This window comes from Clostridium sp. (assembly GCF_032552055.1).
Lineage (GTDB): Bacteria > Bacillota > Clostridia > Clostridiales > Clostridiaceae > Clostridium.
In genome coordinates, this window is sequence record NZ_JAWGSV010000269.1 from 1 (window position 1) to 4221 (window position 4221).

Consider the following 4221-nt stretch of genomic DNA (forward strand, 5'->3'; position numbering starts at 1 on the left):
TTTTTATTGTATACCCAATACATTTTAATTGTATAAGAAAATTAGGAGGCTTTATCATGCAGAAATATGTTTGTATTCCTTGTACTTATGTTTATGACCCCGAATACGGTGATCCTGATAACGGAATAGATCCTGATACTCCTTTTGAGGACTTACCAGATGATTGGGTTTGTCCTGTTTGCGGTGCAACTAAGGATGAATTTGATTTATTAGAAGACTAATAAGAAAAAAGGTTGTATCAAGATATTAAAATAATCTTGATACAACTCTTTTAATTTATATAAAATTCATTAAGTTCTTTTTATTAAATTAGATTTAAATTCAATTATATATTTTATACTTTCATCAGATATTCTAGCAGCCTTATTTACTATAGAATCTATACTATTTAATATCTCACTAATATTTTTCTTTTCAATAGAATACTTATAAGCCTTTTCCCCTAACTTAGATAAATATTCTTTTTCATCATCATTAAAGTATAATAGTGGTATTCTGGACACATAACCTGATGTTATCATATTTGTTCTTAGTAACACGCCTCTTACAAAGTAGGTTACTAAATTAGAATTCAAATAAGCTAATAACCAAAACAAATCTATCTTTTCACATATTATGGCTGTATTTACCCCAAAGGTACTTCCTTCTGGCATTCTAGAAGCAGTAAATTCAACCCCCATAGATGAACATATAATTCCTTCTCTATATAGAAACTCCTTATTCCTAACTATGAAGTTATGTACAGTTTTCGATATATCTAAAAAATTATTATCAATATATACAAACTTATCAGTATTAAACCTATCTTTTCCCGGATTCTTATAAAATGGTACAGTATACGGATCTTTTTTCTCCTTAGATAAGAACTCCTTATCATTTCCTGTTGATATACCTGTTATACAATTAAATTCACTTGCTATTCTATCAAAATTAAATAACTCTCTTATATCTATTGGGCAATTAATTACAAACTCTTTATTATCATTTTTATCACTTAGGATAATATCCTCTAGCCCAAAAAGAGTTGTATTGCTATTTATTTTCTCTTTAAGTTCTGAAATATTAATACTTCTATTATTAGTTATAATATTCCCTTGGAAATTAACACCTTTTTGTAAAATTATTATGCTTGTTCTAACATCTGCTCCTTGGTTTGTAAATAAATTAGTTGGACACATCGTTATTTCATGAATAGAACACGTTCTTAATATCTTTTCTCTAAGGGATTTGTAACTCTTAGCTGTTAAGAATGAATCATTAGTTATTATTCCAATAACTGCTCCCTCCTTAGCTAGATCAATTACAGCTGAAATAAACATCCCATACATATTATGAATCCCGACTTCTTTAAAAATATCCTTTAATTCATCCCTATTATCTCTTATATATTCAACTTCATGACAGTTATAAGGTGGATTTAAAACATAATAATCATATTCCAATCCTTTAAATTCACTAACTTCATTAATTTTTTTATAAAAAAATCTTATGAAATCGATATTTTGAAAAGAACAATTATAATTGCTTTTATACTTTATTATATCTATTCCATAAGATTTAATATTCTCTTCTAAAAAAGGTACAAGCATCTCTTCCCTACCGCAGCAAGGATCAAATACCTCTTTACCATCATCTTTTATTTCAATTAACCTATTTTTAATATATTCACATATAAAACTTGGAGTTGAATAATATCCAACTAGCCTTTTGTCTATATACTCTTCATTAAAAATTTTTTCTGCTAATACCTTTTCTTTTCTTCCCATAAATTCTCTCCAATATATTATCCAATTAATAAGTCATCAAAATTATTAGCAGCTAAAACTAAAGTATCATCTATATTAATTACAGTTGATCCTTTAGGCACTATAACTTCTTCAGCACGCCTTATCATTACTATTAAAACTTCTTCTGGTATCTCTGCATCCATAATACTTTTACCAGCCCACTTATTATCTGAATCTATATTAACTTCTAAAATCTTAGTCTTTTTATCTTCCTTATAGTCATTAAAAGTCCTTAATACTGTTGTGCTATCATCTACTAAGTCTAATTTTCTCGCAACTGCAGGAATTAATGTACCCTGTATTCCTACTGAGAATAGAGCTATAAAGAATATAATATGAAATAAATCATTTTCAATATTAACTCCATATGTTACAGAATAAATTGCAAAGGCAATTGATGCTGCACCTCTTAATCCAACCCATGATATAAATACTTTTTCTTTATTTGAATAATCAAATCTATCTAATATAATAAAAGTTGCTAATGGTCTTGCAACAAACATCATAAACAATGATATAGCTATAGATATTCCTAAAACTTGAGGCAATTTAGATGGGAAAGATAACAAGCCCAAAATAAAGAATAGAGCTATTTGCATTATCCAAGATATTCCATCAAAGAAGTGATATAAACTCTTTTTATGCGGTATTTTACTATTTCCAATAATAATACCCGCCATATAAACACTTAAAAATCCATTTCCGCCAAAATACTCACTAATAGCATAGGATAAGATTGCTATAGCAGTTATATATATGGTATAAAAACCTTCTACTTCAAAGTTAACCATTCTCATAATTTTCACTGCAAGTATAGCTAAAATACTACCAACCAATATACCAAATACTATTTGCTTAATAATCATCGGCACTATTAGCGATACCCCTGCATTAGACATTAAAGTTAATACAATAATCGTAAGCATATAAGCTATTGGGTCATTACTTCCACTTTCTATTTCTAGTAGTGGTGCTAATGTTCCCTTTAAATTCAGTTTTTGAGAACGTAATATTGAGAATACTGAAGCTGCATCTGTTGATCCAACAACAGCACCTATTAAAAGCCCTTCTAAAAGGTTAGTTCCTAATACAAAATAACAAAATAATCCAGTAAGTCCAGCTGTTATTATAACTCCAAAGCTAGACATTAATATTGATGGCACTGCTGACTTCTTAGCTGTATTCCAATTAGTACCGAAGCCACCATAAAACATAATAAAGACTAACGCCAAGGAACATATAGTACTAGTTAAGTCATAATTATCAAAATATATACCTACTAGTCCATCAGATCCAAATAGCATTCCAAGTACTATAAATATTAGTAACATTGGAACCCCGAACCTGTATAATATCTTGCTCGACGAAATGCAGATTAACAAAATTAATCCACAAGCAATCATTAATTCTACCATATAACCCTCCTCTTCTTATAATAATATATATCTATTATACGATAAAAATGAATTAGTTGCAAAGACAACAATCTCTACAACTATATTTTTTATAAGAACATCCTTCATTATAAATAAATATTAATTTATAATCACACTTTTTTAGGCTCTTAAAAAAATCATTAGACATTTTTAAATCATAAATAAAGTCACTTACATTCTTATTTAAAAGAAATGGAAGCATATAAATAATATCCATAACATGCTCCTTAAAATGATTTCTGTATTATTTTATTCAAAGAATAAATATTTGGTGTAATCTAATCTCTTATATAACTACTAATATAAAAATTTATTATGGCACAGGTTATATGTAGATAAAAAAAGAAAACCCTAAAAAGGGTTTTCTAAAGATAAATCATTATTAATTTATTTTACTCTATGATAAACTATTGGCTCTTCAGACCCAGAAACTATTTCTCCATTCTTTCTAAACACTTCTGTTACATACATCTTACCATCTAAGTTCTTTTGCTTTGCTGTAAATATAACTCCTGGTGCAAACTCAGCTTCACTTTCTGCAATAAATGCTCCATCTTCTTCCTTAAACACTATTGGAGTAAATTTGCTGTTCTTCTCCAACTTATTATAGTCAAAAGTTAACTTATCATTAAAATTTATAAAATCTTTATATTCTATTTCCTTTGGCAAATCATAAGAAGTTAAAACAACTTGATTATTTTCATTTACTGTATATAAAAATAAATGATGTAATTCTGTTACCTTATCTCCATGATTATAATAAGTTTCATCTATCATAAAGTAACCCTTAAAATCCTTTGGTAGATTTTGAATCTTATCGTTGCATACTTCCGCTATATGCTTAGCTCCAGGTGTTCTTACTTCACCAGTTGTATCCTTCTCTTCCTTTATTTGATTGTCATTATTAAAGATACCCTTTGAGTAACTTATAAACTTATTTAACTTTTCCATTTCTTCACCTCTTAATATAATCTTGATATCTATTTAAGCACGTTACA

Annotated in this window: 5 protein-coding genes; 1 reads left to right on the plus strand and 4 read right to left on the minus strand. The window is 28.0% G+C overall.

Annotated elements, in window-relative coordinates:
* The first annotated feature begins 56 nt into the window (after positions 1 to 56).
* Positions 57 to 221 carry a rubredoxin gene (gene rd, locus E6248_RS13880; RefSeq protein WP_316341382.1) on the plus strand — a complete coding sequence of 55 codons (165 nt, stop codon included), beginning with the start codon at positions 57 to 59 and terminating at the stop codon, positions 219 to 221.
* Positions 222 to 290: 69 nt separating this feature from the next.
* On the opposite strand, the gene E6248_RS13885 is transcribed toward rd, so the two are convergent.
* From E6248_RS13885 to E6248_RS13900, 4 genes are all read right to left on the minus strand, one after another.
* Positions 291 to 1766 (minus strand): N-6 DNA methylase, encoded by a 1476-nt coding sequence (locus E6248_RS13885; RefSeq protein WP_316341383.1) that lies wholly within the window; start codon positions 1764 to 1766, stop codon positions 291 to 293.
* A gap of 17 nt (positions 1767 to 1783) precedes the next feature.
* Positions 1784 to 3202: a potassium/proton antiporter gene (locus tag E6248_RS13890; protein ID WP_316341384.1), complete on the minus strand. Its 1419-nt coding sequence runs from the start codon at positions 3200 to 3202 to the stop codon at positions 1784 to 1786.
* Between the two features lie 52 nt (positions 3203 to 3254).
* The gene (locus tag E6248_RS13895) at positions 3255 to 3440 is read right to left on the minus strand and encodes a hypothetical protein (RefSeq protein WP_316341385.1); all 186 of its coding nucleotides are present in this window, start codon (positions 3438 to 3440) and stop codon (positions 3255 to 3257) included.
* Positions 3441 to 3610: 170 nt separating this feature from the next.
* A complete protein-coding gene (locus E6248_RS13900; protein ID WP_316341386.1) occupies positions 3611 to 4174 on the minus strand; it encodes a hypothetical protein in 564 nt (187 codons plus the stop codon).
* Positions 4175 to 4221 lie beyond the last annotated feature (47 nt).

Excerpts from the sequence above, each read along its gene's own strand:
- E6248_RS13900 (WP_316341386.1), bottom strand. The coding sequence starts at position 4,174 with ATGGAAAAGTTAAATAAGTTTATAAGTTACTCAAAGGGTATCTTTAAT.
- E6248_RS13885 (WP_316341383.1), bottom strand. The coding sequence starts at position 1,766 with ATGGGAAGAAAAGAAAAGGTATTAGCAGAAAAAATTTTTAATGAAGAG.
- rd (WP_316341382.1), top strand. The coding sequence starts at position 57 with ATGCAGAAATATGTTTGTATTCCTTGTACTTATGTTTATGACCCCGAA.
- E6248_RS13895 (WP_316341385.1), bottom strand. The coding sequence starts at position 3,440 with ATGGATATTATTTATATGCTTCCATTTCTTTTAAATAAGAATGTAAGT.
- E6248_RS13890 (WP_316341384.1), bottom strand. The coding sequence starts at position 3,202 with ATGGTAGAATTAATGATTGCTTGTGGATTAATTTTGTTAATCTGCATT.